The sequence below is a fragment of the Candidatus Delongbacteria bacterium genome (genome assembly GCA_020634015.1).
Taxonomy (GTDB): domain Bacteria; phylum CAIWAD01; class CAIWAD01; order CAIWAD01; family CAIWAD01; genus JACKCN01.
Genome location: JACKCN010000001.1, coordinates 255773 through 278267, shown reverse-complemented (window position 1 = coordinate 278267; position 22495 = coordinate 255773). Strand labels below are relative to the sequence as shown.

Annotated in this window: 22 protein-coding genes; all 22 read left to right on the top strand. The window is 64.2% G+C overall.

Annotated elements, in window-relative coordinates; genetic code table 11:
• Positions 1-96 precede the first annotated feature (96 nt).
• The 22 genes from H6678_01240 to H6678_01135 all read left to right on the top strand — a co-directional run bounded on the left by H6678_01240 (position 97) and on the right by H6678_01135 (position 22465).
• On the top strand, positions 97-828 hold the full coding sequence (locus tag H6678_01240; GenBank protein ID MCB9472416.1) for an energy-coupling factor transporter transmembrane protein EcfT: 732 nt from the start codon (positions 97-99) through the stop codon (positions 826-828).
• Between the two features lie 199 nt (positions 829-1027).
• Entirely contained in the window at positions 1028-1957 is a 930-nt protein-coding gene (gene truA / locus H6678_01235) for a tRNA pseudouridine(38-40) synthase TruA (GenBank protein ID MCB9472415.1), read from the top strand.
• The gene (gene fsa, locus H6678_01230) at positions 1954-2601 is read left to right on the top strand and encodes a fructose-6-phosphate aldolase (GenBank protein MCB9472414.1); all 648 of its coding nucleotides are present in this window, start codon (positions 1954-1956) and stop codon (positions 2599-2601) included. Before truA ends, fsa begins: the two co-directional genes overlap by 4 nt.
• A gap of 49 nt (positions 2602-2650) precedes the next feature.
• Positions 2651-3838 (top strand): trypsin-like peptidase domain-containing protein, encoded by a 1188-nt coding sequence (locus H6678_01225; GenBank protein ID MCB9472413.1) that lies wholly within the window; start codon positions 2651-2653, stop codon positions 3836-3838.
• A gap of 220 nt (positions 3839-4058) precedes the next feature.
• Positions 4059-4763 carry a phosphoribosylaminoimidazolesuccinocarboxamide synthase gene (locus H6678_01220; protein ID MCB9472412.1) on the top strand — a complete coding sequence of 235 codons (705 nt, stop codon included), beginning with the start codon at positions 4059-4061 and terminating at the stop codon, positions 4761-4763.
• A gap of 15 nt (positions 4764-4778) precedes the next feature.
• The gene (locus H6678_01215) at positions 4779-5567 is read left to right on the top strand and encodes a phosphatidylserine decarboxylase family protein (GenBank protein ID MCB9472411.1); all 789 of its coding nucleotides are present in this window, start codon (positions 4779-4781) and stop codon (positions 5565-5567) included.
• Positions 5564-6343, top strand: coding sequence for a CDP-diacylglycerol--serine O-phosphatidyltransferase (pssA, locus tag H6678_01210; protein ID MCB9472410.1), 780 nt, complete (start codon positions 5564-5566; stop codon positions 6341-6343). The genes H6678_01215 and pssA overlap by 4 nt, the downstream gene beginning before the upstream one ends.
• 19 nt (positions 6344-6362) lie before the next feature.
• Positions 6363-6656: a phosphoribosylformylglycinamidine synthase subunit PurS gene (gene purS, locus H6678_01205; GenBank protein MCB9472409.1), complete on the top strand. Its 294-nt coding sequence runs from the start codon at positions 6363-6365 to the stop codon at positions 6654-6656.
• Positions 6653-7348 carry a phosphoribosylformylglycinamidine synthase subunit PurQ gene (gene purQ / locus H6678_01200; protein MCB9472408.1) on the top strand — a complete coding sequence of 232 codons (696 nt, stop codon included), beginning with the start codon at positions 6653-6655 and terminating at the stop codon, positions 7346-7348. Before purS ends, purQ begins: the two co-directional genes overlap by 4 nt.
• Positions 7345-8238 (top strand): twin-arginine translocase subunit TatC, encoded by an 894-nt coding sequence (gene tatC / locus H6678_01195; protein MCB9472407.1) that lies wholly within the window; start codon positions 7345-7347, stop codon positions 8236-8238. Before purQ ends, tatC begins: the two co-directional genes overlap by 4 nt.
• A 268-nt stretch (positions 8239-8506) precedes the next feature.
• Positions 8507-12055, top strand: a complete 3549-nt coding sequence (gene smc / locus H6678_01190) for a chromosome segregation protein SMC (protein ID MCB9472406.1) — start codon at positions 8507-8509, stop codon at positions 12053-12055.
• Entirely contained in the window at positions 12052-13566 is a 1515-nt protein-coding gene (locus tag H6678_01185; GenBank protein ID MCB9472405.1) for a GWxTD domain-containing protein, read from the top strand. The genes smc and H6678_01185 overlap by 4 nt, the downstream gene beginning before the upstream one ends.
• Before the next feature lie 3 nt (positions 13567-13569).
• Positions 13570-14301, top strand: coding sequence for an ATP-binding cassette domain-containing protein (locus tag H6678_01180; protein MCB9472404.1), 732 nt, complete (start codon positions 13570-13572; stop codon positions 14299-14301).
• Positions 14298-15659 (top strand): YihY/virulence factor BrkB family protein, encoded by a 1362-nt coding sequence (locus H6678_01175; GenBank protein MCB9472403.1) that lies wholly within the window; start codon positions 14298-14300, stop codon positions 15657-15659. Before H6678_01180 ends, H6678_01175 begins: the two co-directional genes overlap by 4 nt.
• A complete protein-coding gene (locus H6678_01170; GenBank protein MCB9472402.1) occupies positions 15601-16824 on the top strand; it encodes an ABC transporter permease in 1224 nt (407 codons plus the stop codon). Before H6678_01175 ends, H6678_01170 begins: the two co-directional genes overlap by 59 nt.
• Positions 16825-16877: 53 nt before the next feature.
• Complete coding sequence (gene folB / locus H6678_01165) at positions 16878-17303, top strand: dihydroneopterin aldolase (protein MCB9472401.1); 426 nt, start codon at positions 16878-16880, stop codon at positions 17301-17303.
• Entirely contained in the window at positions 17300-17839 is a 540-nt protein-coding gene (folK, locus tag H6678_01160; GenBank protein ID MCB9472400.1) for a 2-amino-4-hydroxy-6-hydroxymethyldihydropteridine diphosphokinase, read from the top strand. Before folB ends, folK begins: the two co-directional genes overlap by 4 nt.
• Positions 17806-18447, top strand: coding sequence for a deoxynucleoside kinase (locus H6678_01155; GenBank protein ID MCB9472399.1), 642 nt, complete (start codon positions 17806-17808; stop codon positions 18445-18447). Before folK ends, H6678_01155 begins: the two co-directional genes overlap by 34 nt.
• A 5-nt stretch (positions 18448-18452) precedes the next feature.
• A complete protein-coding gene (locus tag H6678_01150; GenBank protein MCB9472398.1) occupies positions 18453-18629 on the top strand; it encodes a hypothetical protein in 177 nt (58 codons plus the stop codon).
• 6 nt (positions 18630-18635) lie between these two features.
• Positions 18636-20165 (top strand): Rne/Rng family ribonuclease, encoded by a 1530-nt coding sequence (locus H6678_01145; protein ID MCB9472397.1) that lies wholly within the window; start codon positions 18636-18638, stop codon positions 20163-20165.
• An 8-nt stretch (positions 20166-20173) separates the two neighbouring features.
• Complete coding sequence (locus tag H6678_01140; GenBank protein MCB9472396.1) at positions 20174-20431, top strand: hypothetical protein; 258 nt, start codon at positions 20174-20176, stop codon at positions 20429-20431.
• A 708-nt stretch (positions 20432-21139) separates the two neighbouring features.
• Complete coding sequence (locus tag H6678_01135; GenBank protein ID MCB9472395.1) at positions 21140-22465, top strand: hypothetical protein; 1326 nt, start codon at positions 21140-21142, stop codon at positions 22463-22465.
• The last annotated feature ends 30 nt before the right edge of the window (positions 22466-22495 follow it).

The window sequence follows — 22495 nt, the reverse complement described above, 5'->3', positions numbered from 1 at the left end:
GATTTCCTGCCGCCCGTTCCCTCCAGGAACGGGCGGTTTTCTTGGCCGCCAATGCTCGGGTACTGCCGGAGCTGACCGGTCAACCGAGGAACCAGGATGAATGTGAATCCCCGCATCCTGCTGCCACTGTGCGTGCTGGTTCTGGCCAGCCTGCTGCTGCTGGACACCCCGCTCCAGCTCCTGCCGGCCCTTCTCTGGTTGCCGCTGGGGCTGTCCGTGTCGCGGATGTCTGCCCGGGAACTGGGCCTGGCGCTCCTGGGCTTTCGCTGGATGGTGGCCCTGAACCTGCTGTTCCTGCTGCTGCTTCCCCTGTGGGGCACCACGGGCTGGCAGGGTTGGGTGCAGACGGGGCTGGTGCCCGCACTGTTCATCAGTGTGCGCCTGCTGCTGCTGCTGGCCTGTTCGTTGATCTTCGCCCGTCTGGCGGGACCGGAGGACGTACTGGATGTGCTCGAACTGGGTGCCGAGCCCCTGGCCCGCATTGGATTGCCCGCCCGGCGCTGGGTCTTTACCCTGACCCTGGCCTGGCGGCTGTTGCCCGTGATCCAGGAGGAGAGCCGCTGGATCGAGCGCGCCCGCAGAATCCGCCTGGCCACGCCTCCGAAAGGTATGGCCAGGGTGCACCATCTGGCGGGTCTGGCCCTGCCCGTTCTGCAGGCGGCTCTGGACCGGGCGGATGACCTGCAGACCGCCCTGCACTGCCGGGCTTGCGATCCACTCACCCGGCCGGTCAGCCTGCGGCGTTTCCGGCTGGCCACCGGCGAGCTGCTCGCACTGGCGCTGGGGCTGGTCTGGTGCGCTTACCTGTTTGCCCTGCACGTGCGCTGAACGGAGCCGGGCTATGCTGACAGGGCCGCCGGGCAGCTCAGCGGCGGCCTGGCCGGAGTTTCCCTTACGGTGGCGTTCGACTACATTGGGGGCCGGGCCGTCAAGCCAGGTGATCGGGCAGGTCGGTACGGCAGCAAATCAATACCGGAGTCACGCGCCCAGTGGGCCGGAATCCGACGCACAGCAAGGGTTCTCTCCGATGACGCTGCTGCCCGAGCGCAGTTTCGCCCTGGAAATCGCCTACGATGGGACGGATTTCGTGGGCTGGCAGATCCAGCCGGGCCAGCGCTCGGTTCAGGGCACGATCCAGGACTGGCTCTGCCGGATTCTGGACCAGAAGATCACACTCACCGGTGCTGGGCGCACGGACACGGGCGTACACGCCGAAGGCAGTCTCTGCAGTTTCCCCGCACGAACCCTGGTGACGCGTGAACGCCTGCTGAAATCCGTGCGGCGTGTGCTGCCCGAGGATGTGCTTGTCTACCGTCTGCACGAGTTCGAAGACCAGCGCTTCAGCGCGCGCTACAGCGCGCAGGCCCGCGAGTACCGCTACAGCCTGCGCCGCGGCCCCGATCCCTTCGTCCGGCGGAGGGCCTGGTGTGTACATCATGAGCTGGACATCGGGCGGATGCGTGAGGCACTGGCGGCACTGAGCGGTACACGCGACTGCCGGGGCTTCTGCGTGACTCGCAGCCTGCCGCCCACCGCGACCTGCGAGTTCGCCCGGGCCGAACTGCTTGAGAGCGGACAGGAGCTGCATCTGCACCTGCGCGCCGACAGGTTTCTGCACAGCCAGGTGCGCGGCATCACGGGCACCCTGGTGGAGATCGGCCGTGGTTCCTTTCCGGTGGAGCGCATGGAAGAGATTCTGGCCACCGGTCGCCGGGATCTCTGCGGACCGCTGGCCCCACCCGAGGGCCTGCACCTCTGCCGCGTGGATTACGCGCGCTTCCGCACCGGCCTGCGTCCCGGGGAGGTGAACAGCGCTTCCGAGACGGTGTTGCCGCCCTGTGTCTACTGGGAAGGCATATCGCGCTCGCCACGACAGGATCAGTACGAAGACAGACAGAACACACAGTTCCCGGACGGCCAGGATCTGGCACACCGGACAGAAAGGACCGATCCATGAAATTCTTCATTGACACCGCGGACATCAACGAGATCCGTGAAGCCAATCGCCTGGGCCTGCTGGCCGGTGTGACCACAAATCCCACCCTGATCGCCAAGACCGGGCGCCCCTTCCGCGAGGTGATTCTCGAGATCTGCGAAGAAGTGGATGGTCCCGTCAACGCCGAAGTGGTCAGCCTGGACGCCGAGGGCATGATCCGTGAAGGCCGCGAACTGGCGCCCCTGCACAAGAATGTCTGCGTCAAGATTCCCATGACCACCGAGGGTCTCAAGGCGGTACGCGCGCTGGCCAACGAGGGCATCCAGACCAACGTGACCCTGATCTTCAACTCGATCCAGGCGCTGATGGCCGCCCGCGCGGGCGCTTCCTTCGTCAGTCCGTTCGTGGGACGTCTGGACGACATCGGTCAGGACGGCATGGCTCTGATCGCCGAGATTCGCCAGATCTTCGACGCCTACGCCATTTCCACCGAGATCATCGTGGCCAGCATCCGTCACTCGATGCATGTGCTCGAGTCGGCCCGCCTGGGCGCCGACATTTCCACCATTCCCTTCAAGGTGATCCAGCAGCTGGCGCGTCACCCGTTGACGGACAAGGGCATCGAGCAGTTCCTCAAGGACTGGGAGTCGGTCCCCAAGGCCTGAGCGACACCGAGCAGCGAACCGGAGTCGTCCCGTTTTCCACCCGGAGACCATGAAGTTCTTCACCCGCTTCCTCGAAGGCATCTGGATTGCCCTTGGCATCGCCCTGGGTCTGTGGCTGCTGCGAGCCCTGCTGCCCGATCTCTTTCCCGTGCGTGGGCCGGGTGCCGGAGATCCCGTGGTGGTCGTGGCTGACAGCCTGTCTCTGGGCAGTTCGCGTGTCACGGGCAGCCTGATCACGGCGGCGGTGGCTCGCGTCGAGCCGGCCGTGGTGGGCATCAACGTGACCCAGGTCCAGCGGCGCGTGGAGCGCAGTCCCTATTCCGATCCCTTTCTCAGACTGTTCTTCCCCGACCGGGTGGTGGAACGTCCGGTGGAGAACATGGGCACGGGGTTCATTCTCACCTCCGACGGCATCGTGGTCACCAACGAACACGTGGTGGAACACGCCACCCAGATACTGGTGACACTGCCCGACGGACGGGCCGAGCAGGCCGAGCTCCTGGTCAGCGATCACCTCTCCGACCTGGCCGTGCTGCGCATGAAGGGCAGCGATTATCCCACGGTGGCGCTCGGCAACTCCGACAGCCTGATCATCGGGGAATGGGTCATCGCCCTGGGCAATCCCTACGGGCTGTTCGCCGACAGCCGGCCCAGCGTGACGGTGGGTGTGGTCAGCGCCAAGGGGCGCAACTTCGGTCTGAATGACAACAACCGGATCTACAAGGACATGATCCAGACCGATGCGGCGATCAACCCGGGCAACTCGGGAGGGCCGCTGGTCAATGTGCGCGGCGAAGTGATCGCCGTGAACACGATGATCTACTCCGAGAACGGAGGCAGTGTCGGACTGGGATTCGCGATTCCCGTGAACCGGATCGTCTCGATCGTGAACGACCTGCTCACTCAGGGTTTCGTCAACCGCGATGTCTGGACCGGGATCAACATCATGGACCTCACGCCCGCCGACCTGCGGCGCCTGGGATTCCCGGGAAGTGCCGGAGTGCGGGTCGTTTCGCTGATTCAGGAGAGCCCCGCGGCCCAGGCCGGACTGCGCAAGGACGATGTGATCCTGCGGATCAACGGCAAGCTGGTGGACAACGTCAGCCGCGCCCGCCAGATCCTGGTGGAGGAGGACATCAAGGTGGGCGATCGGATCGTGCTGGAGGTCTTCCGGGGCGGACAGGTGCTCACGATCGCGCTCTCGGCTGAAGCCGGAAGTCAGGGGCGCGACGGCTGAAGCCAGCCATCGGGCCAGCGCTCGGGCGGCCAATCTGCGATCTTGCTCCGCAATGACGACAAGAAATGAAGTTTGATTAATGGGCGTGGGTTCTGGTTTTCCAGCCACGTTGACTTTGCTTCGGTCGATTCATACTTTCTGCGGCCCCGGACCGGGGGCTGCCGTTCCGCACCGCGCGCCGGCCCACGGCCCGGATTCCACTGGAGTTGAAGGAGGGGCCGTGGCCAAGCCACAGATCATCGCCGAGGGAGCCACCAAGAAGCTCTCCACCGTCGCGGACGAGAAATTCTGCTCCATGGAATTCACCGACACGGTGCAGACTCCCACCGGCCGACGCAAGGCCTCCTTCGAGGGCAAGGGCGAGATCTGCGCCTCGATCTGCCTCAAGCTGTTCAGCTATCTCAGTGGCTACAACATTCCCACTCACTTCGAAGAGGCCAAGGGGCCCAACAGCCTGCTGGTGCGCCGGCTGGAGATGGTGCCGCTGGTGGTGCACGTGCGCAATGTGGCGGCCGCCGATCTCTGCGAGCGTTTCGAAGTCGCCGAGGGAACCGTGCTGGACTATCCGGTGATCGAATTCTATCGCAAGCACGCCCAGGGCCAGATGGTGATGGTCAACGACAGCCACTGCCTGGCCTTCAAACTGGCCACCGTCGAAGAAATGCGCACCATGCACCGCATCGCCAGCAAAGCCAATGCGATCCTGCGCAGTTTCTTCGACCGACGTGGTCTGCTGCTGGTCGAGCTGAGGCTCGAATTCGGCAAGAGCGGCAGCAGTCTGATCATCGGCGACGAGATCAGCCCCGACACCTGCCGCATCTGGGATCGCAAGACCCGCAAGAAGCTGGACTTCGACAGCCAGAAACAGGGCACCGCGATCTTCGAGGAGACCTATCGCAGTCTCCAGGAACGCGTGATTGCCTGAGCGCATGGCGCGGGCATGCAACGGTCATGGTCTTCCGGCCCCGGGCGGAATCAGCATGAACCAGACGACAGGACACGGAGTGACCAAGACCACAGCGCCTGCCACCGAACGCCGGGGTTCCGGACCCGTTGCGGGGGTGCCAGCGTGACACTGCATCCCCAAGGCCGGACTCCCGTGGCCACATTCCTGCTGCTGGCGCTCGTCAGTGGTTGGGGAGTGGTCTCGGTGGGCAACTGGTTCTGGCTGCCGACCCTGCTGTTCGCGTTCCTTGGGCTGTTTCTCGCCTGGTTCTTCCGTGATCCCGAACGCCACAGCGATGCGGCTCCGGGGGCGGTTCTCTCGGGAGCGGACGGACGGGTGATCCAGATCCGCCAGCTCGAGAGCTGTGCCTGGTTCGAGGGTCCCGCGGTGCAGGTGAGTGTGTTCATGAGCCCGTTGAACGTGCATGTGAACCGGGCCTCGCTGGCCGGCACGGTGGTGCGGGTGGAGTACCGCCCCGGTGCCTACCTGATGGCATTCAACGAGAAGTCCTCGGAACTGAACGAGGCTTCCACCCTGGTGCTGGATGTCCTGGACTCCCGCGGCATGCCCCGCCGGATCGCCCAGACCCAGATTGCAGGATTTCTGGCCCGCCGCATCGTCGGTTGGGTCCAGCCGGGCCAGAGCCTGGCACGCGGCGAACGCTACGGCATGATCAAGCTGGGTTCGCGCATGGATCACTTCCTGCCCGCCGACGCCCGCATCCAGGTCAACCTGGGTGACCGCGTCCTGGCCGGCAACACCCAGATCGGAGAACTTCCATGAGCGTTCCTCTCAGCCTTCCCAACCTGATCACCTTCTGCAACATCTTCTTCGGCTTCGCCTCCGTGGTGGCCGTCGTGCGCAGCAGTGGCGGCGAGTCCTTCGGGCTGACCCAGGCCGCCTGGTTCATCATCATCGCGGCGATCTTCGATGCCCTCGACGGCAAACTGGCGCGCAAGATGAACCGCCAGAGCCACTTCGGCATGGAACTGGACAGCCTGGCCGACGTGGTCTCGTTCGGGCTCGCACCCAGCATCCTGATCTACCACGCCTACTTCCAGGGCTGGTTCGAGCAGGGGCGCTTCTGGGGGCTGCTGGGCATTCTGGTGGCCAGCCTGCCGCTGATCTTCGGCTCCTTCCGCCTGGCGCGCTTCAACATGGAAAGCACCGAGAGCAGCAGCAAGCCCATGTTCAGTGGCATGCCCATTCCGGTGGGCGCCGGTCTCATCGCCACCTTCATTCTCTTCAACCAGGCCCATTGGGGCGAGCTGGTGCTGCGTCCCTTCGTGCTGCCGCTGGTCCTGCTCTGCAGCCTGCTGATGGTCAGCCGGGTTCCCGTGGATCCCATGCCCCGCCTCACCTTCAGGGAGAGTGGACGCAACAAGGTGCTGCTGCTGATGCTGCTGGGCACTCTGGCCAGTATCCTGCTGTTCCAGGCCAAGGTGCTCTTCCCGATCGTGCTCAGCTACGTGCTCTATTGTGTCGGTCGCCACTTTCTCAACCTGCTGCGTCACAGTGCGCCCGACGAGGAAGACATGCCCGACAATTCCTCCTTCTGACCCTCAAAGGAATACTCTCATGCTGCAGGCCCGTATCCGTGTCACACTGAAGAGCGGCATCCTTGATCCCCAGGGCGTCACGGTGGCCCATGCCATGGACAGTCTGGGGTTCCGCCATCCCGACAATTGCCGGATGGGCAAGTACATCGAACTGAGCTACCCCGAAGACTCCGAACCGGCCAGTCTCCATGAGGAACTGCGCAAGGTCTGCGAGCGCCTGCTGGTGAATCCCAATACCGAAACATACTCGCTGAGCCTGGTCCGCGTCGCGGCCGACGGCACAGAAACCGTGCTCGAGGGCAATGGCCGATGAAAGTGGGCATTGTCGTCTTTCCGGGCTCCAACTGCGACGCCGATACCCAGTGGGTCTTCCGCGAGGTGCTGGGCCAGCCCTGCCGATTGCTGTGGCACAAGGAAACCAGCATCGGCGACTGTGAGCTGGTGGTGGTGCCCGGTGGGTTCTCCTACGGTGACTATCTGCGTACCGGGGCCATCGCGCGTTTCAGCCCGATCATGCAGGACGTGATCCGACACGCCCATGCGGGTGGACTGGTGCTGGGCATCTGCAATGGTTTCCAGATTCTGACCGAGGCAGGTCTGCTGCCCGGCGCATTGCTCACCAACGACGGACTGCGTTTCCTCTGCCGCGACGTGCACCTGCGCGTGGAACGCACCGACAGTCCCTTCACGCGCGCCTGTCATCCGGCCCAGCGCCTGCGCATGCCCATCGCGCATCACGGTGGCCGCTATCATGCCGATGACGCCACTCTGGCCGAGCTCGAACGCAACGGCCAGGTCCTGTTCCGCTACTGCGACGAGCAGGGGCAGGTGAGTCCGGAAGCCAATCCCAACGGCAGCCGCAACAACATTGCCGGAGTCTGCAACCGCGAAGGCAACGTGGCGGGCCTGATGCCCCATCCCGAGCGCAACGCGGAAACCGTGCTGGGCAACGGAGACGGTCGCCTGCTGCTCGAAAGCCTCGTTGGAACATCGGTCACGGCATGAGCGCCGACCCGGAGGGCCCGGCCCTGACCTTCTGGGATCACCTGGACGAGCTGCGCACCACCCTGTTCCACATTTCCATCACCACCGTCGTGGCCATGGTGGCCTGTTACGCACTGTCCGACAGCCTGCGTGATCTCCTGCTCTCGCCCTTCGTCAAGGCGGCCGCCACCATCGGCAGCGGGGCAGGATCGCTGGTGCTGCTGCGCCCCACCGAAGGCTTCGTGGTGCAGCTCAAGCTGGCCCTCTTCGCGGGCTTGATCGTCAGCAGCCCGCTCAACTTCTGGCATCTCTGGCGCTTCATCTCCCCGGGCCTTCACGAGAATGAGCGCCGAGCCGCCCTGCCCTTCATCAGCGTGGCAACCCTGCTGTTCCTCACGGGCGTGCTCTTCGGCTTCCAGATTCTGGCCTACACCACGGGCTTCTTTCTGCAGTTCGCGACCGCCGAGGTCAGCAACCAGTGGTCGCTCTCGGCCTACATCGGCTTTGTCACCCAGATGCTGCTGGCCTTTGGAATCATCTTCGAACTGCCGCTGGTGATCTGGATTCTGGCGCGCATGGGGCTGGTCACCCAGCATACCCTGCGCCAGTATCGTCGCCATGCCATCGTGGTGATTCTGGTCATCTCCGCGATTCTCACTCCGCCCGATCCGGTCAGCCAGCTGGTGATGGCCGTTCCGCTCTGGCTGCTGTACGAGTTGTCCGTGCTGGTCTGCGTGCTGGTGCTGCGCGAGCCTCGTCCGCAGGAGCCGGTCAGCGACGGAGCGCAGGACGACTCCCTGGGCAAGGCCACCGGGGGGGACGAGGAAGACGGCCGGGAGTCCACGAACGACGCCGCGGCCAGCGAAGATCCTTCCGAGCGCACCGACACCCGCGGCGGAACGCGCGGCTGAGGGAACAGTCACCCGCACGCTGATCGAGGCCCGGATTGAGGGCACCCACAGCTCCGGCGCAGGTTCCCAGCCCTCCAAACACTACTTTTGCCCGGTCCTTCCGCCCAACCCAAGCCCCGGTATCTCCGGGGTTTTCAAACCGGGGTGACGCACTCCTCTGGAAGCCGCGTCCCTGAGGGTGCGATCCGGCCCCGGCCGCCATTGGCGGCACCGGGCAGTCTGGCCTTCGGGCCAGCCGACCTGACGACATTCACGTAGAGGTTCTCATATGTATCTGTCCCGCCTGGAACTGCTGGGATTCAAGAGTTTCGCCCAGAAGACCATCGTCGATTTCAACAACGGCGTCACCTGCGTGGTGGGGCCCAACGGCTGCGGCAAGACCAACATCCTCGATTCGATCCGCTGGGTGCTGGGGGAGCAGAAGAGCAGCACGCTGCGCTCCGACAAGATGGAGAACGTGATCTTCAATGGATCACGCAACCGCAAGGCCATGGGCATGGCCGAGGTCAGCCTGACCATCGAGAACAGCCGCAACATCCTGCCGATGGAGTACAACGAGATCACGCTCACCCGACGGCTCTACCGCTCGGGCGAATCCGAATACCTGATCAACCGTGTGCCCTGCCGGCTCAAGGACATCACCGACCTGTTCATGGACACGGGCATGGGCCCCAACTCCTACAGCGTGATCGAGCTCAAGATGGTGGAGGAGCTGCTCTCGGAAAAACCCGATGAGCGCCGCTACCTCTTCGAGGAAGCCGCGGGCATCACCAAGTACAAGCACCGTCGTCGTGCCGCCCTGCGCAAGCTCGAGGAAACCCGCACCGACATGCTGCGCCTGGAAGACATCGTCAGCGAGGGCGAACGCCAGGTGAGCACGCTCAAGCGTCAGGTGAGGCGCACCGAGCGCTACCGCGAATGGGACACACGGCTGACCGAGCTGGAACTGCGTCAGGCGCTGGCCGAGTTCAACCAGCTGATGCTGCGCCGTGATCCACTGGAGCAGGCGGTGGGCGAATTGCGTCTGGAGCTCCAGCGGATCGAGCTGGGGCTGGCCGAAGCCGGCAGCCGCGACACGGAACTGGACAATCAGGTGCTGGGCGCCGAGACCGAGCGCGACCAGGCCGAAGAGCGGCTCAAGGATACCATGAGCCGTCTGCGCACGGGCGAACGCGAACAACTGGTGTCCAGCGAACGCACACGCGCCCTGGACCAGGCCTGCCTGCGGCTGAGCACCGAGAGCACACGCCTGGAAGAGCGTCTGGGCGAGAGCAGCGCCACTCTGGAGAGCACGCGTGCGCGTCTTCAGGAGACCGAGGCCGCCGGCGGGGACCTGACCGGCATGCAGCGCGAGGCGGAAGACGCGGCACGCGCCAGCAGCACCCGCCTGGGCGAGATCCGTCGCCAGGCCGACACCGCCCGCTCCTCGATCGTGCAGCGCATCGAACGTCTCTCGCGTCACCAGTCGGACCTGGCGCGTGTCTCGGCCAACGTGGACAGCCTGCACCAGCGCATTGCCGACCTGGACGAGGAAGAGCGCCTGGCGCGCCTCGATTCCAGCCTGCGCCGCGAGAAGAGCGCCAGCCTGGGCGAGGAACTGGGGGAGACACAGGCCGCTCGCATCGCCCAGGAAGCCACTCTGGAAGAGTGTCGCGTGGAACTGGCCTCCGCGGAGCGTGTGCTGCGTGACAAGGAAAAGGAATTCGAGAGCCGCCGCAACGAGCTGCGCGGGGCCACCAGCCGCCGCCAGTTCCTCGAGGGCATTCTGCAGCGCTTCGAAGGCGTGCCCGGCGGTGCGCGCGCCGTGTTGCAGCAGAAACTGGAGGGCGTGCTGGACACCCTGGGCAATCTGGTGCACAGCGAGAAGGACCGGATCCGCGCCCTGGAAGCCGGAATGGGCGACGCCGCCTCGTGGATCGTGGTCCGGGACCGCGCGGCCCTCGAACGGGCGGCCGCTTGGCTCGAGGCCAGCGGCAAGGGCGACTGCACCTTCGTGATCCTCGAGGGACTTCCTTCCGTCACGCGCAAGGCGGCCCCGGCCCCGGGTCTTGAGCCACTGGCCGAGGGAGTGCGCTGCACGGATGCGGTGCGTCCCCTGCTGGAGCTGGTATTGGCCAACTGCTGGCTGACGGAGTCGCTCGAGGGGCTGCAGGAGATCAACCTGCCCGCCGGCAGTTTCTGTGTGACGCCCGCGGGCACCTGGTTCAGGCCTCCGGCCACCTGGCATCGCGGCCTGCGCCCCGAGCAGGATCAGAGCCATCTGGGCCTGCGCTATCAGCTGGATTCCCTGGCCAGTGAGATCACGGACCAGGAGGGCGAGCTGCAGATCAGCGCCAACGCCATCGAGCAGCAGCGCACCGTACTCGAGGGCGTGCGTGCCCAGGTGCGGGAGCAGGAGCAGGGGCTGGATGAGTTGCGCAAGACCCTGCGTGACCTGGAAACCCGCAACGCGCAGCTGGACTTTGCCGAGCAGAATTTCAGCAAGGATGTGGAAAGCGCCCGCCGCAACCGAGAAGAACTGGTACGCCGTTGCGGCTCCGAGGAAGAGCGTGAACGCAGCCTGAAGGCCCAGATCGAGGACCTGCAGATCGAGAAGTCCTCGAACGAGGACGAAGCCGCCGGACTGTTCCGTCTGCTGGAGAAACTGGAAGCCGAGAACCGCGAGCTGGTCGAACGGGCGGGGTCGGCACGCCTGCAGGCCACCGAGCACCGGATGCGCATCGAGAACCTGCAGCGCGAAGAGGAAAACCTGGTCCAGTTCCTGCGCGAAGGGCGTGAGACACTGGAGCGCATGGCGGCCGAACGCAGCCAGCACCAGCAGGAACTGGCCCGCCTGAAAGCCGAGAGCGAGACCCGGGAATCGACCCTCGTGATGCTGGAGGAGGCGCGCACTCGCGAGCAGCAGGAGCTGGACCGCCTGCGCGGAGGTCTGCTGGAGCTGAAGGAGCGCCAGAAGGAAAAGCACCGCGAGCAGGACCAGTTGCACCGCAGCAAGGACGAGCTGACCACGCGCCTGCACTCGGCCCAGCTGGAACTGTCGGAAATCCAGATCCGGCTGGAATCACTGGTCGAGCGGGCGAAAAGCGATCACCAGACCGAGCTGGCCGTGGTGACCGACCCCCAGGAACTGGCGGCCCTGCTGGACCTGGACACGGCGGCGATCAAGCGCGAGGTCGAAGAGCTGCGTGAGCAGATCCGTCGGCTGGGGCCGGTGAATCTGCTGGCCATTGAAGAATACGACACGGAAAAGCGACGGCTCGATTTCCTGCAGAAGCAGCTCACCGACCTGCTCGAGGCGGAAGCCATGCTCAAGGAGACCATCACACGCATCAACCGCGTGGCCACAGAGCTGTTCATGGCAGCCTTCAGCAAGATCCAGACGAACTTCGACTACCTGTTCAAGAAGCTGTTCAAGACGGGCATGGCCACCATCGAGATGGACGGCAGCGACCCGCTGGAGGCGAAGATCAACATCAGCGCCACCCCGTCGGGCAAGCGGATCCAGGCCCTGACCCTGATGAGCGGCGGCGAGAAGACGCTGACCGCCATCGCGCTGCTCTTCGCGATCTACATGGTCAAGCCCAGCCCCTTCTGCATCCTCGACGAAGTGGACGCGCCCCTGGACGACATGAACATCGGGCGCTTCAACAACATCATCCAGGAATTCAGCGAGATGACCCAGTTCATCATCATCACGCACAACAAGAAGACCATGGGGTACGGCCAGTCGCTCTATGGTGTGACCATGGCCGAGCCGGGCGTGAGTTCGCTGGTGTCGGTGCAGTTCTCAGAAGCCGAGAAGGTGGCCCTGGCGTGAGCCGTATGTCCGCATCGTGTCTGGTCCTGCTGCTCTGGTTCGGCGCAAGGGCCATGGCCATTGGCAACACGCCCGCGCTGAGCGTGGACGCCAGCCTGTTCCGGGCCGATGCCTCAGCCGAATCCGGTTGGGTGCTGGATGTGATGCTGCTGGTCGATCGCGCGTCCCTCGACTGGAACTCCGATGAGCAGGGCCTGTTCGCGCGCAGCATGTTGCGGGTCTACCTCCAGCGTCAGCTGGACACGGTCGCCGACACGACCATCGTGCTCGATGATGCCTGCGATCCCGGCACGCTGCTGGCGGGCCAGAAGCTGCCACTGCTGGTGCGGCTGCCCGTGAGCGGCGGAGCCTTGCGCATCCGGGTGGAACTGGAGAACCAAGGCGGTGGCAAGGCCACGCGCGACCGGCGGATCACCGTGCCGGAACCGGTGGCCGATGGTGCCGGCCAGGATTCCGCGCGCGTTGCCGGAGTGCCACGTCCGCCGATGTTGTCGGGCATGCGGTTGTCGGTGATCCCGCCCGAACCCGCGGACGACGGGCCATTCCTGCATCGTGGCTGGCGCTGCGTGCCCTACGCCGACCTGCTGTATGACGCACGTCTCTCGGTGGTTCACGGTCTGATCGAATTGTATGATCTGCCCGGGGACGGCACCGTCTACAGCCTGCGCCTGCTGGACGAGAACCAGTTCATGGTGCGCGAGCTGGAACACGAGGCCAACCTGCCCACGGGCAGCCAGTTGCGCCCGATCGCGGTGCCAGTGTCCGATCTGCCCTCGGGAGCCTGGCTGCTGGAGGCCCGCCTGGAATCCCCCGGGGGAGCCGTGCTGGCCGCAACGCGCAAGTCCTTCTGGATGCTCAATCCCGACGCCGCACCTCTGCCCGGACGGATCACGGAGAACGAATTCGAGAACATGCCGGTGGGAGAACTGCTGGAATTCTGGGAGCGCAGCAGCCTGCTGGCCGACGCGCGCGAACAGATCGAATGGGAGAATTCGGACCTGGTGGAACGCCGGACCTTCCTCAAGGAATTCTGGGATCGGCGTGATTCGGACCCGCGCACGCGCCAAAACGAGGCCCTGATCCAGTTCCGCGAGCGTCTGGCGCTGGCCGACACACGCTGGACCAGCAGCCGTGCACCCGGCTGGAAGACCGACCGCGGCCGGGTGCTGGTGCGCCAGGGGGTACCCCGCGAAATCGATACCAATCAGGCGGGCATCCGCTTCGAGCGCCTGCTTTCAATGGGCGTGGACGCTTCGGATCTGCTGCGCAATTTCTCCGCCGATCCCTTCAGCGATCCGGCACCCGGAGAATCGGAAGCGGCCCTGGGGCGGCTGGCACCCTTCGAGATCTGGTACTACCCGGACATGCAGGGGGGGGTGGTCTTCATTTTCGTCGACGACGTCGGTTATGGGGAGTACCAGCTGGTCCATTCGACGCTTGCCGGCGAGTACTTCGATCCCAACTGGACCCGCCGGCTGAAGAACAACAGTTTCCTGGAAAGGGGGCGTTGAGCGATGATCGAGCTGGACGGACTTCAGAAAGCCTTCGGCAGCGGACGCCAGCGCGTGGAAGCGGTCAGCTCGGTGAGCCTGCAGGCCCATCCGGGCCGTGTGTTCGGACTGCTGGGCCCCAACGGCGCGGGCAAGACCACCACCTTGCGTGTGATCGCCACCCTGCTGCGGGCCGACGCCGGCATGGTGCGCGTGGACGGTGTGGACGCCAGTCAGCACCCCGAGCAGGTGCGCGCACGTCTGGGCTTTCTCACCGGCGACACCCAGCTCTACGCCCGCCTGACCGCCCGCGAGACCTTGCGCTTCTTCGGCCGCCTGCAGGGCATGAGTGACACCCGCATCGACGAGCGCATCGGCGAACTGAGCACTCTGCTGGACATGGACTCCTTCCTGGACCGCCGCGTGGGCAAGTTCAGCACGGGGCAGAAGCAGAAGTGCTCGATCGCGCGGGCCGTGATCCACGATCCCCAGGTGGTGGTGCTGGACGAGCCCACCAGCGGGCTGGACGTGCTCAGCAGCCGCTCGGTGGTCGAGTTCATCCGCCACAGCGCCCAGAAGGGCTGCACCGTGCTCTTTTCCACCCACATCCTCTCCGAGGCGGCAGCGCTGTGTGCCGACCTGGCCTTCGTGCACCGCGGGCGCACGGTGGAGCAGGGGCCGTTGGACGAGATCATGGACCGCCACGGCTCCCGTGATCTGAACGGCATCTTCCTCTCGGTGGTGGGGGAAGAATGAAACGCATGGCCGACTGGAAAGTGGACGTGGCTGCCGGCGGCGACCTGCTGCTGGACATTTCCCGCCGGCCCTGGGAAGTGGGCCTGGAAACCATCAAGCTCATCGCGGGCAGCCTGACCAACTTCTTCCGCACGGGCGGGCTGGTGCGCGCCAGCGCGCTGGCCTATGCCACCCTGCTCTCGCTGATTCCGCTGCTGGGGCTGGTGGTGGTGCTGTTCAAACTGGTGGGAGGCTTTGACTGGCTCGAGCAGCAGTTGCTGCCGCTGCTGAACCAGTTCCTCTCGCCCGCAGGCTCCGAAAGTGTCACACGCGTACTGGCCGGCATCTTCGACAATCTGGATCTGGGCACCCTGGGTCTCTTCGGCACGCTGTTCCTGGCCATGGGTGTATACTCACTGGTCACGACCATCGAGAAGGATTTCAACGGCATCTGGCGTGTCTCGCGCAATCGCGGCATCCTGCAGCGGGTCAGCCGCTACTGGTTGTTGATGACCCTGCTGCCGATTCTGGCCGGCCTGGCGATCTTCCTCTCGGGGCAGGCCAGCGTGATCGCCCTGGTGGACGTGCTGCCCGACTGGATGCGGCATTCCAGTGGGCGACTGGTGCCGATCATGGTGCAGAGCCTGGGCTTCTGGTTTCTCTACTGGGGGCTGCCCAACACCACGGTCCGGGCACTGCCCGCCGCGGGCGGAGCGATCTTCGCCGCCATTTCCTGGGAGTTCGCCAAGTACGGCTTCGCATTGTACACGCTGCGCGCCGGCAACTACAACCTGGTCTATGGCTCGCTGGCGGCACTGCCGCTGCTGATGATCTGGATCTATGTCTCCTGGGTGATCACCCTGGTGGGCGCCGAGATGACCTACGTGATCCAGAACCGCCACGCCCTGCTGCGCATGCGCGACTACCATGCCAAGGGGCGCATTCCCTACTACCTGATCGGGCTGGCCTGCATGAACGAGGTGGCCTGCGCCTTCAGGGAGAGCAGGCGCATCGGGACCGAAAGGCTGGCCCAGAGTCTGGCGATACCGCTGAATGAACTGCGCCCCGTGCTGCAGTCGCTTGAGACCAGTGGCCTGCTGGTACGCGGAGACGTGGAAGGCCACGAGAGCCTGCTGCCCGGCCGTCCGCTGACCGACATCAGCATGGAACACGTGGTGGAGCTGTTCGTGCAGGACCCGCGCCAACTGGGCGAGCAGAGCCGGTCGCCGCGCCTGGGGCGCACCCTGGCAGCCTTCGAGGGTGCCCACCTGAGCTGGATGGAACACTTCCGACCCCGCACATTCGACAAGGACCTGAGTGATGCACTTTCCGACAATCCGTCTGGTGGCGGCCAAGGAAATCCTGGAACTGCTGCGTGACCGCCGCACTCTGATTTCCACGATTCTGGTACCCGTGCTCGCCATGCCCCTGCTGATCGGCGGGATGGTGCTGGTGGCCCGCAACCAGATCAACAAGCTGCAGACCGAAACCATTCCCCTCGTGGTGCGCCAGCTCGAGTCCGCCCCCGGTGTGGCCAGCCTGCTGGAACAGACTCCCCGGCTCGAGCAAACGCCCGACCCGGACCCGGCCCTGCCCGCCGACAGCCTGATCGCGCGGGGCCTGGCCACCCTTGTGCTGGAATGCGACAGCAGCCTGGCCACTGCCTTCGTGGAGTTGCGCCAGTCCGGGGCGCAGGACGCGCCCGCTGTGCACCTGTACTACAACAGCACCAAGGATGAAGCCCAGCTCGCCGCCCGCGAACTGGTGGCCGGACTGGAACACCTGCGCAGCGGGCAGCTCAGCGGTTGGCTGGCCGAAGAAGGCATCAGCGAACGGGCGCTGGAGCCCTGGGTGATCCGTCAGTACGATGTGGCCACCGAGGAGCGGCGCAAGTCCGAGATGATCGCGCGTTTCCTGCCCTACCTGATCCTGGTGCTGGTGGTGCAGAGCCTGGCCTATCCGGCCATGGAGCTGACCGCCGGCGAGAAGGAGCGTCACACCATCGAGACCCTGCTGGTCAATCCGGTCTCGAGGGTCGATCTGGTCCTGGGCAAGTTCACCGCGATCTCGGCCCTGGGCATGGGCAGTGCGGTGGTGACCCTGGGCAGCCAGCTGGGTTTTCTGATGTATCTCAATTCGCGCATCGATCTGATCGGGCAGGCCTCGTTCAGCCTCAGCCCCTTCGCGGCGCTGGTGGCCCTGCTTTTCCTGCTGCCCTTCACCCTGTTCTTTGCCGCCCTGATGCTGATGGTCAGCCTCTACGCGCGCAGCATGAAGGAAGCCCAGAGCTATGTGGCGCCCATGATGATGCTGGTGATCTTTCCCTCGATGATGTCGATGATCCCCGGACTTGAACTGAACTGGGCCACGGCTCTGGTGCCCGTGTACAATGTGACCCTGATGCTCAAGCAGGTGCTGGTGCAGAACTGGGCCATGCTGCCCACCATGGGTCTGGTCTTCCTGGCCAACGCAGTGTATGCGGTGATCGCGATTGGCGTGGCCGTGCACCTGTTCTCGCGTGAAAGCATCATTTTCCGCAGCTGAATGGGCTGGCAATCCTACATTGCGCGGTCGTCCACCCAAAGCAGGACTTTGGCATGCAAGGTCAGTTGTTCCAGCAGATCCGGCGCACGAGCGACCGGGTGGGGCTGCGCGAAATCCAGTTCTACGCCTACCACGGGCATCGTCGCGAGGAGAACAGTCTTGGGCAGCGTTTTCTGTTGTCCCTGGATGCCTGGCTGGACCTCTCGACCGCCGGTCACAGCGACCAGCTGGGTGACACGCTCAACTACTTCGAGCTGCACCGGCTGGTGATGGAGTGGGTTACCGCCCATCGTTTCAGCCTGCTGGAACGTCTGGTGGAGGGGCTGGCCGACGCGATCTTCGCCGCGCACCCCGAGGTGGACGCTCTGCGGCTGTGCGTGCAGAAGCCCCAGCCGCCGATTCCCGATTTCTTCGGTTTCGTGGAAGTGGAAATCTGCCGGGTCAGCCCGCGCCTGCTGACCGGGAAGACGGCACCGTGATCGCCTGGCTGGGGCTGGGCGGCAATCTGGGTGATCCGGAACGGGCCTTCATCCGCGCCCTGGAAACCCTGGAGCGGGAAGGCGACCGGATCACGGGCCTGGCCTCGCTCTGGCGCACGGCGGCCATTGGTCCGGGCGAGCAGCCCGACCATCTGAACAGCGTGGCCCGCTTGCAGACGTCCCGAGCGCCGGGAGAGCTGCTTGTCCGACTCAAGGAGCTGGAGCGCGAGGCGGGCCGGGTGTCCGGCGAACGCTGGGGGCCACGCCCCCTGGATCTTGACCTGCTGCTGCTGGCCAACGACGAAGGCCACTTGCTGCAGCTCGAGCAGGCCGGTCTGGAAATCCCTCATCCCAGGATGAGCGAACGGGCCTTCGTGCTGCAGCCCCTGCAGGAACTGGACCCCGGGCTGCCGGACCAGCGCACGGGCGGGCAGCTGGCGCAACACCTGCAGGACGAGCCGGTGCGCTCGCAGGTGGCGAACAAACTGACCAGGAAGGAGCCATGGTACCCAGCACCCTTCGTTCCATCGCCATAGAAGGTGTCATCGGCGCCGGCAAGACCAGCCTCTCCACCTTCCTGGCGGAAGAATGGAAAGGCCAGCTGGTGCTGGAGGAGCCCCACAAGAATCCCTTTCTCGAGGACTTCTACCAGGATCCGCGCCACTGGGCCTTTCAGGTGCAGCTGACCTTTCTGTTCGCGCGCTACAACCAGATGATCCGCGCCACCCAGATGACCCTCTTCGAGAGCGTGCTGGTGAGTGACTATCTCTTCGACAAGGACCGCATCTTCGCCAGCCTCAACCTGGACGACAGGGAACTGGCCCTGTACGACAAGGTGGCCAGCTCCCTCGAGCGCGAAGTGCCCACCCCGGATCTGGTGGTGTACCTGCAGGCGGGCGTGGACCGGCTGATGCAGCACATCCGCGTGCGCAACCGCAGTTACGAGCGCAACATGGACCGCCAGTACATCAAGCAGCTCAACGAAGCCTACAACCAGTATTTCCTCAACTACAAACGCTCGCCGCTGCTGATCGTGAACAGCAACGAGATCGATTTCGTCAACAGCCCCGAGCACCGGCGTGGCCTGATCCGCCGGCTCGAGCAGCCCGTGGTGGGCACCATGTACTACAACCCCGGAGTCTAGGTCCCGTGATTGCCGCCCTCGTTCGCCTGCTGGTTCCCGTGATCCTGGTCCTGTTGGTGATTCGCCTGCTGCAGCAGACCGGCCTGCTCAATACATTCTCGCCGCCCCCGCAGGATTCCCGGCCCGAGCCCGGCGAATTCGAGGATCTGGGCAGGAAGGACCCGACGGCTCCAACGCCGTGACACAGCATGATCGAACGGGAAATCGTCATCAACGCCACCTCGCGGGAGACCCGCGTCGCCATTCTTGAAGAGGGGCGACTGGTCGAACTCTTCGTGGAGCGCCCCGAGAAGGACCGCATTCTGGGCGACATCATCATCGGTCGTGTGGCCAAGACCGTGCCTGCGATGCAGGCGGCCTTCGTCCAGATCGGCCAGGACTCCGACGGCTTCCTGCCCTGGTCGGATGTGCGCGAGAACGCGCTGGCCTGGCGGCGTGGCAAGCCCATCGAGGGCGGTCCGCACACCCGGCGCAGCAGCGAGAACCCGGGTCTGGTCGCCGGCATGCCCCTGGCCGTGCAGCTGATCAAGGAACCCATCGCCAACAAGGGTGCGCGTCTCACCACCCAATTGTCCCTGCCGGGGCGTTTCATGGTTCTCATTCCCAACGACCGGGTCGTGGGTGTGAGCCGCCGCATCGCCAACCGCCGCGAGCGCCAGCGGCTGAAGGAAATCACCCATGCGATCCGGCCCGAACACATCGGGCTGATCATCCGCACCGTGGCCGAGGACCGCAGCCGCGAGGATCTGGAACAGGATCTGGCCGATCTGCTCAAGCGCTGGCAGGAGCTCGAAGACAAGCTGCACTCCACCGAGCCCGTGGCGCTGGTGCACAAGGACGTGGGCATGGTCTCGGGCATCATGCGCGACCTCTTCACGCGCGACGTGAAACGCGTGGTGGTGGACAACAAGGATCTCTACCGCGAGACGCACGCCTACATCAAGGATGTGCAACCGGCCCTGCTGCCCGCGCTGCAGCTCTACAAGGAAAAGCGGCCGATCTTTGACGCCTTCGGGGTGGAGGAGGACATCACCCGCAGCCTGGAGCACCGGGTGCCGGTCAAGGGCGGTGGGTACCTCTTCATCGAGCAGACCGAAGCGATGATCTCGATCGACGTCAATTCGGGGCGCGCCACCCGGCGCCGCAACCTGGAAGACAATGCCCTGAAGGTGAACCTGGCCGCGGTGAAGGAGATCTGTCGTCAGCTGAGGCTGCGCGACATCGGCGGGCTGGTGGTGATCGATTTCATTGACCTGCTGAAGGCCGAGAACCGCGAGGCCCTGAACCAGGAAATGGCCAACGAGCTCAAGAAGGACCGGGCCCAGTGGGACATTGCCCCGCTCTCGCGCTTCGGCCTGCTGGAAATGACCCGCGAACGGGTGCGCCCCGCACTGATCCACACCTTTCACCAGACCTGCCCCAATTGCCGGGGCACCGGTCTGGTGCCCAGCCCCGAGACCCTGCTCTCGGAAATGGAACGCTGGATCCGGCGTTTCCGGGTCAGCAGCGGCGAGCGGCGCCTCAAGCTCTTCCTGTCGCCCGAGGTACACGAGCTGGCGACCCGCGGGCTGCGCAGTTTCGTGCGCGAGATGATGTGGCGCAACCTCATGCACATCAGGACCGAGATCGACCCGCAGCTCAAGGAACACCAGTTCCGCTTCCATTCCCCCAAGCAGGACCGCGACGTCACCGAGCTCTATTCCAGTTCGGAAAGCTGAGGCGCCCCATGGCCACGGTGCATCCCCACCTGATCCTCAAGCTGATCGGCCTGCTGCCCGCGGGACTGGACCGCCAGACCCTGGCCCAGCGTCTGGATCAGTCCTTCGGCCCCTGGGGTTTCGCACTGGAAGACGGCAGCCTGCTGGACGGTGCCCAGGCCATCGCCTGGCTGGAAGCCGATGGGTCGCTGGCCGAAGAGAATGGCCTGCTGGGCGTGACACCCGCCTGGCGCTGCCGCAAGGAATCGGGCCACACGCACGAGTGAGCCGACACCGCATGACACACGAAGGGGACGCCCGCGGCTGCGGGCGTCCCCTTTCTCAATCTGAGTACGTGTTGTTTGGGTAACAGGAACTTCTGGCGGATGTGCAGGCAGCGCTGGAGATCCCGCAGGCTCACGACGGACAGGCCGGAACAGACGGCGCTGGAGTCGAATGCCGGTTCGTGTGTCCGCTGGCCGAACCTTTGTGAGCCAAGGTTCACGGTCAGGGCGCCACGTGCGTCGTACAATGCGAGACGCAGCGGATGAAGGCTTTCAGGCCCAGGAAGAGTGTGCTGACTGGATTGAGTGGGATCCGGCGAGCATCCAGCAGCATGACAATCTGCGGCTGTTGCTGTGGGACAGGATTGTTCCGACGTTGTTCGGGCTGCTCGCGGACCGAATCTCCCGCGAACCCGCTGAGCCTGCAGTGTTCTCGATGGGCGATGCGTGCCGATAGCCGAGCTTCAGCAAGCTTCACACGACTGCAACAGCCAATCCACAATCGCGAGAGGATCCTGTCAAGGCCCGTGGGTACCGAGGCGCAGAAGCAGGGTAGCAGTCAACAGCGCAACAGTGACGTGCCGCTCATCGCGGCCAATGCCATCCAGTGGACACGGGCACTTCGAACCTGAGGTGCAGTGCGCGCTTCCATCGTTTTTGTGCGGATCACCCAAAGTCAACCGGAAGACTGCAGAACCTGGGAGGACGATCATGGCTGCATTCAGGAAATCAACAAAGCTCGTCGTGGTGGCATTCGTGATGCTGGCAGCACTTTCTGCGCTGTTCGTGATTTATGGTGACTGCGAGGAATATGATGACAGTGCACTGTTGTCTGAAGTGGCGGTCATTCCGGATGCCGACAACGCCTGTACCTGGTACACGCAGGCCGTTGACAGCATGATGTTCGACATGGCACAGAATGACAGCATCTACAGGATCTCCATTCGCGAGATCTGGGATGAGGCCTTCGTTGTCCACTGCCTTGAGGCCAACCGCAAGGTGTTTCCACTTGTGGATGCAGGAAACGCCTGCTTGCGGTTTCAGGCTCCAGCAGCTCCTGATGCATCGGTGCCGGAACCTGACTGGATTCAGTATTACAGAGTGTACCGGCTGCTGGAGTTGAAGGTCCTGCTGGATGTTGCCCAACACAATTCCGGGGAGGCACTGCAGGATCTGCTGCGGATGAACGCCTATGTGCGCAGATTCGAAGAAGGGTCTTCGAGTGTCACGCACAATGCCATGGGCCTGATCATGCTCAAACGGTGCGAGGAGACACTGAGATACGCCGTCGACGCGGGTGTGCTTGACTCCGGCCAGCAGCGGGAACTCATCGACTGGAAGGAACAGCATCCACTGACCTCCCTTGGTGAAGTGCGGGCCTGGAAATCGCAGTTCGCGATGCTGAAGACTCTTGTGGATTCGGCCCATGCGACCGCCAGGTTTCCTGATGGTTCCGATCTTGGCCCATTCAACGATTTCTCGACGGCGACCTTCCATCGGCTGTTCAGATTGAACAGAACGAAGAAGCTTCTGGCCCAGAAGTACGAACGAATCCTGAACCAGATCAGTACGCCGTATGCCCAGTTGAGCAACTCACTGCCGGGGCTGGATGATGCACCTTCCGGGCGTGAAGGTTTTTCACTGTTCAGTCTCCATCTGGTACCCAATCGCCTGGGAAAGTATTTCGTCGATGCGCATGTCCCCGTGTTCGGCAAGACCCATCATGGGCGATTGTTTATCCAATGGGAAGAACGCGCGAACCTGATTCTGATGGCGATGAGGGTTCATCATGCCCAGCAGGACGTGCCGGTACGAAGTCTCGAGCAACTCACCCCGGGCATCCTTGCGAAGGTTCCCGATGATCCTTTTGGTCGTGGCGCGATACTGTATGACAGTGATCTGGGCAGCATTCGATCCGTTGGGTTGAACAGGCTGGACGATCATGGTTCAGTGGAACTGCTTGAAGAAAGTCTGCGAGTCAACTTGTTCAAGGGTCAACTGGATCATCTTGACCTTGTACTGGACCTTGGCCGATAGCTCAGGCCGATCCATGACCGCATGACACAC